Raw genomic sequence first — 6000 nt, forward strand, 5'->3', positions numbered from 1 at the left:
ACAATCAAATAAAATAACGCAGTTCGTATTTGTCCTTGCAGTCGACGAAAGCGACAGGCAGCCCTTTTTCGTTCACGTACGAAGCTTTCTGGCTTTTATGATCCGCCTTTTTCTGGACGTTTTTACGCGGATCTCTGCTGAAAATAATGTATTTGGTCTCCAGGCTCCTCGTATCGACTCCCGGATAATGCATATCGACAAGTCCCAGCAAATAATCCGCAAACAGTTTGCCCGCCCGAAGCTGCTTGACGCCTTCTTTGGCGTTTCCGGACTTCAACTCGATGACCAACAGATATAACCGGTCGTCGCACTTGCAGAACACGATCGCATCATTTTTCATTTTGACGTTGGACACGTCTTGAAGAAACGGAAACGGCTCCAAACCCCGATTGTCCAGCGACAAGGCGCATACCTGCCCGGCTCCCAAAATCGTCACCTGCCTGCAGCGGGTCTGACGGGTCGCCGTGTCCGGACTGGTCTCGAGTATCGTCAATGAAGGCGAAGGATCAAGCTTGTAACGAGGATGAACGATCTCGTTCAGGACCTCAATCAGATTCCGCATGCTCTTCATTCTCCATAAGTGCATAGTAAATTTCATCATTGGAATCATTGTACTGGTTGATTACTTCGTTGAACGTCTCGGCGATGATGCCTTCGCGTTCGTTGACTTCCATTTCCGCTATGGTATGATCCGCAAACATATACGCTCCGACATTTTGCGGCTCAAGAATCTGTTCCACGGTGTACCCGAACTTTTGCATGATATGTTCTTTGTTCTCGAAGTCGTTGGAGAGCATGATCAGATTGTTGAATTCTTTGACAATATAATCGCTGTGAGTGGACAAAATGACGCGCAGTCCGCGATTCGTCGCCTCCGCCAAAATCCGTGCCAGCTTGCGTTGATTATCGGGATGAAGATTGAGTTCGGGTTCGTCGATGATCAGGGTCGCGCCGGGGACAGCCATATGGTTGAAATAAAAGACGAGTCCGAACAGCGTTTTGGCTGTCGAAGACGAAGTATGCAGGCCGATTTTGAAATTGTCATTGGCTGCTTCCGCCGAATCCGATACATACTGAATGCCTGTGTCGTCAAGTACGTAGCTGCCTTTCAGGACAGTTTCCTGAATTTTCAAAGCCAAATCCGAGAAAGAGCTTTTTTGTCTTGCATAAAACGATAAACGGTTCAAAAAAGTAAGGTAATCCGAGATCGGTTTGGCGTACATACTAATTTCTTTCTTCAGGTCGAAAACCAGGGAATCATGGCGAACTTCGGACGTTACTTTGCGCAGCAGTTCGTTACGGGAAGCATTCAACTCTTTATAAAATAAATTCAACCCCGCCCGTTCGGCCGGAAGCAGAAAAGCATCGCTGTATAAATCCTTAAATATAAGTGTGTCAAAAAAACGGATGATTCCGGCGTTGAGCACGTAAGAAAAATCAAAATCGTCCAAATCTTCAGTTCCTTCTTCTAACCTGACTTCCGCCATAAAGCTTTTGGCCGGCTTGGTAACCCGACCTGCCGGTCTTCCGTTAAAACTCCAGCGATTTTCAAAAGGGGCATCGAAAATTTCGTTTTTGATGTGTTCAACATTTTGGCGTAAAGCTATTGCGGAATTGGCAAATCCGCTTGGTTCCGCATTAAATAGCTCCGGCAAAGAACGCGTGAGCTCGTCGGACCACGCCTCTGTTACTTCTTCATATCGATCTAGAGCATCTTCAAGATCCACTTTCGCAATTCCACTGCTTTTTAATGCTTTTTCGTCTAAATAATCGATAGCGGTTTGGAACTTTTTATCGAAAACATTGTACAAAACATAACTCGCATAGGTTTTCCCCGCATTATTTTCTCCGCAAAACAGCATTAAGTTATGAAGCGAAACGCTGCCGCGGTTGATCGGACCTACCTTTTCAAACTCGACTGATAACACCAAATTCCGCCTCCCTTATCGGGTTTTTCGCGCAAAGACTCGTTACTCTCCATTATATCGGTCTCTCTTCGAAAAAACAGCTTGGGAAATCGTATCGGGGTACAGACGTTCGCCGTCCCATGCTATAATAGGCGGACGACAAAAACACTGTACTTTATGGGAGACGATTGAGGCATGGATGCGAACACGACGTTCACCGACGAACAATGGAACAGGCTCGTTCAGGGCGTTGCGGAAGCTTTCGACGACCTGACGTTAAAAAGAGGATTTCAATATGAACGCATGGGCAGCGTTCAGCAGCTGGCCGTGTCCGAAGAACGGCGGCTGGAAGCCGAAGTCAAAGAAGGCGACGGCGTCTGCCGGGTCGACGTGGCGCTCGATTTTGCCGGCTGCGGAAGCTGCGACTGCAAAGACCGCAAGCCGTGCCGGCATCAGGCGGCCGCGCTGATGAAGCTGGCCCGCCTGCGCGGCCGGCCGGTCTCGGCGCTGGCCAACGCCAGCGCTTCGGCGGCGAAAGCGAAGCGCGAAGCGGAAGCGGCGGCCGCTCGCGTCGATGGCGGCGAAGCGTCTCTGTCGGCGAGTACGGACCCGACGGGCAGCAGCGCCCGGGCCGGACAGGCGGGCACGGCGGCGATCGAGCCGACGGGCAGCCTGTCCGAAGCAGGCCGCGACAACGCGGCTGCGGACGGTCGGCAGGCTCGAACGGCAGCGCCGCGCAGCGATAGCTCCGACGCGGAGCGCGCCGATCAAACGGCGGCGGCTCGGCCGGACTTTCTGTCCGACGACCCGTCCGTCGGCTCGGCCGGCGACCTCGCAGGCGGCGCGCCGGGGAAGAAGCCGGGCGTCGAAGAAGCCGCGCTGCTCGCCGCTTCCGGCATTTCGACCTGGAACCGTCGCTTCGAAGAAGCGGCTTCTTCGCTGAACGGCCGCACGCGCAACCCGAAATTCGCGGAACTGACGCTCCAGCTCGCCTTCGCGGACATGCCGCCTTTCAAGCCGGGCATCGAAGCGTTATACCGGCTGAACGCGCATCTGTTCGTGCTGCGGACGCTGAGCGCGCCGACCGGTGCCGGGCTGTCCTCGTCCGGCTACTTTGCGCATCTGGCCGTGTCCGACACGGCATCCGGCATGGCCGGCCTGCTGGCCGCTCCCCTGCAAGACCGGGACGACCCGCAGGTGCGGGAGCGGCTCGGCGAGACGCTGCATGCCGTGCGCCGGCAGATGCTGACCGAAGGCCGCGAATCGGAGCTGTTCTCGACCGGCTATTACGGGCTGCTGAACGGCTGGGCCGCGCCGGAAGCGGGCTTTGCCGCTCGGCCAGGCGCCCAAGCGGGCAGCGCACACGCCGAAGCGGCGGTGGAAATGCCCGATCTGTTCGCGCTGGATCACGCCGTCCCTGCGGACGACCCGGCCGTTCCGGCCGATCCGGAGCAGCTGCGGAAGCAGGCGGAAGAACGGCGCGATTTTTACGAATCCGAACTGCAATATTTGATGGACGAAGAGCGGGAGCTCGGGCGTGCGCTGAACCGTCAGGCCTGGCTGGGCGCGAACGCCTGGAGCCGGTTCTGCCTCGGTCAGGACGACCGAGCGAGAGCGCTGCTCGGCGAAGCCGCGGACAAGCCGTATTTTTCGCCCAAAAAACTGCCCGACTTCCTCTCTCCGCTCGCCCGCGCGGGCGAATGGGATCGGCTAGCCGATTGGTTGGAGACCTTCGGCCCGCTGCTGGAGCGCGCACGCGCCAATCTGACGGATTACGGCCAACTGTGGGATCGGGCGATCGCGCATCGGCCGGACGCCGAAGCTCGCATGTGGACGGCGCTGCAGGGCATGCTGCCGCACGCGTCTTCGCTGTACGAAGCCAAGCTGCTGGAACGAAGCAACTGGGACGGCTGGATGGACTATCAGCTGTCGACCGGGGCGGAGCCGTCGAGCTTCAAAGTGGCCGACTTCGCTCCGATCGAAAAAAACGCGCCGCATCTGCTGCTGCCGTTCTACCATCAGGCCGCCGAGCGGCTGGTCGAGCAGCGCAGCCGGGACGGCTACAAAGGCGCGGTCCGCCTGCTCAAACGGCTGGAGAAATTGTACCGGAAAATGAAGCGCGAAGATCGCTGGGAAGCGTTCATGGAATCGTTTAACGCCCGCTACGGGCGGCTGCGCGCGCTTCAGGAAGAATTGAAGAAAGGAAAATTGATGCTATGAACGCAGTCATGGAGACCGTTACCGTACATGCGGTACTGAGCGAATACGGCGACGCCCTGCTCTACGGAACGAAGCCGACGTACGGCGCCGTGCCGGGGTTGTATTTCAAGCAGCTGCTGTTTGCGCGGCATGAAGAATCGTTCTACGGCACCGAACTCGAGATCCAGACCAGCGGCGAGATGGATCTGGTGCTGCTGCCGGCGGAAATGGTGCTGTCGTTCTTCGCGGACCGGCCGCTGCTGAAGCATGTCGGCTGGTCGTTCGAAGGCGACGCGGAGCTGCTGGCGCAAAGCGCGCCGGCGCTTGCCGCAAGCATCGCGAAGCGGGCTTACAAGCCGGACTTCGGGGCGTACCGTTCGGGCAAATTGCAGTGGAAATGGGATCGGCATGCGCTCAAGGAGCGCGGGATCGCCGCGGTGCTTGCCGCGCTCGACCGGGGCAAGATTCGCGCCGCGGGCGCCGAAGCGGGAGAACGCGAAGTCCGCAAAACGCAGAGCAACGAAGAAGCTTACGAGGAAGCGATGTTCGGCGGACGCGGCGAGGAAGAAGCCGAAGCGGAGGAATCGTTTATGGCGGGGCTGCGCGCCGCCTATTCGGCGGCCGTGTTCCAGCGCCGCTACGGTTCGGAGCAGGCGGCGCTCGATCTGCGCCGCGAGCATCCGAAGCTGTTCGACCGCGGCGCTTCGGCGGCCGGGCTGGACGAAGACGCGTGGCTGATCGCGGTCGGCTGGCGCGAAGACGCCATGCCGATGCGCCCGGTCGTCCGGTTCCTCGAACCGGACGAAGACCGCGACAACTGGAGGCTGGAACTCGCCCTCCAGGACAAAAAGGACGAGACGTCGCTCGTCCCGATCACGCTCTCCGACGTCGGCGTCGCCGCCGGCAGTTGGCCTTCGGCCTGGGAGAAGCATGTGCGCGAACGAAGCGCCGAATGGCTCAAAAGCCTGCGGACCGGTCTGCCGACGCCGCGCGTGGCACCGGGGACGGACATTCTGTCCCGCACGATGAGCGGACCGGAAGCGTGGCAGTTCCTGACGAAGGACAGCCCGCGGCTGCTGGACGCCGGATGGCGAGTGCTGCTGCCGGCCTGGTGGCAGGCGGCGAGCAAGAAGAAGCCCAAGCTCAAGGCGCGGGTCAAGGAAGAAGAAAACGGCGACGAGAAGAAAAAGGGCGGCAAGTCCGTGTTCGGACTCGATTCCGTCCTGAACTTCGATTGGCGGATCGCGATCGGCGACGCGGAGTTCAGCGAAGAAGAATATCTGGAGCTTGCGGCGCGCAACGAGCGGCTCGTGCAGTTCCGCGGCGAATGGGTCGCGCTCGACCCGGTACTGCTGACGCAGATCAGCCGGGCGATGAACGGGCTGGACAAGTCCCGCGGCTTGTCGTTCCAGGACATTCTTCAGCTGCAGCTGCTCAAAAAAGCCGAAGAAGACGTCGAAGCGGAAGAACGCGCCAAAGCCGACGCGAACGCGCGGCTGGAGATCGAAGTGCAGCTGACCGGCCATCTGGCCTCACTGATCGACCAGCTCGGCCAGAAAGACGCCTGGCCGGAAATCGACCTGCCGCAAGGGCTGCGCGCCGAGCTGCGGGGCTACCAGCGCGAAGGCTTCGGCTGGCTCGCTTTCCTGCGCCAGCTCGGGCTTGGCGCCTGCCTGGCCGACGATATGGGCCTCGGCAAGACCGTGCAGCTTATCTCGTATCTGCTGCACGTCAAAGAAAGCCGCGCCGCGGTCGCCTCGGGCTCCGGCGCAGCCACGCGTGTGCCGGGCAGCGCAGGCGCAGCCTCGCGCGGCGCGGCTTCGGAGGCCTACGCGGATGTCCGCACGCCGCCCCGCGCAGGCGCTCGCGGAACCGGCGCGGCGCAGCCGCGCTC

Annotated in this window: 4 protein-coding genes; 2 read left to right on the top strand and 2 right to left on the bottom strand. The window is 59.5% G+C overall.

Annotated features, from left to right (window positions below):
• Positions 1-4: 4 nt before the first annotated feature.
• Together FTE24_RS17155 and FTE24_RS17160 are read right to left on the bottom strand one after the other, a co-directional pair.
• Positions 5-562: a hypothetical protein gene (locus FTE24_RS17155; protein ID WP_150233755.1), complete on the bottom strand. Its 558-nt coding sequence runs from the start codon at positions 560-562 to the stop codon at positions 5-7.
• Positions 546-1928, bottom strand: a complete 1383-nt coding sequence (locus FTE24_RS17160; protein ID WP_150233757.1) for an AAA family ATPase — start codon at positions 1926-1928, stop codon at positions 546-548. Before FTE24_RS17160 ends, FTE24_RS17155 begins: the two co-directional genes overlap by 17 nt.
• Positions 1929-2102: 174 nt before the next feature.
• Here FTE24_RS17160 and FTE24_RS17165 point away from each other — a divergent pair, with 174 nt between their 5' ends.
• Positions 2103-4127: a hypothetical protein gene (locus FTE24_RS17165; RefSeq protein ID WP_150233759.1), complete on the top strand. Its 2025-nt coding sequence runs from the start codon at positions 2103-2105 to the stop codon at positions 4125-4127.
• A partial coding sequence (locus tag FTE24_RS17170) for an SNF2 helicase-associated domain-containing protein (RefSeq protein WP_272915085.1) occupies positions 4124-6000 on the top strand: 1877 nt, incomplete at its 3' end. The genes FTE24_RS17165 and FTE24_RS17170, both read left to right, overlap by 4 nt.

The organism is Saccharibacillus sp. WB 17, from assembly GCF_008634075.2.
GTDB classification, from domain to species: domain Bacteria; phylum Bacillota; class Bacilli; order Paenibacillales; family Paenibacillaceae; genus Saccharibacillus; species Saccharibacillus brassicae.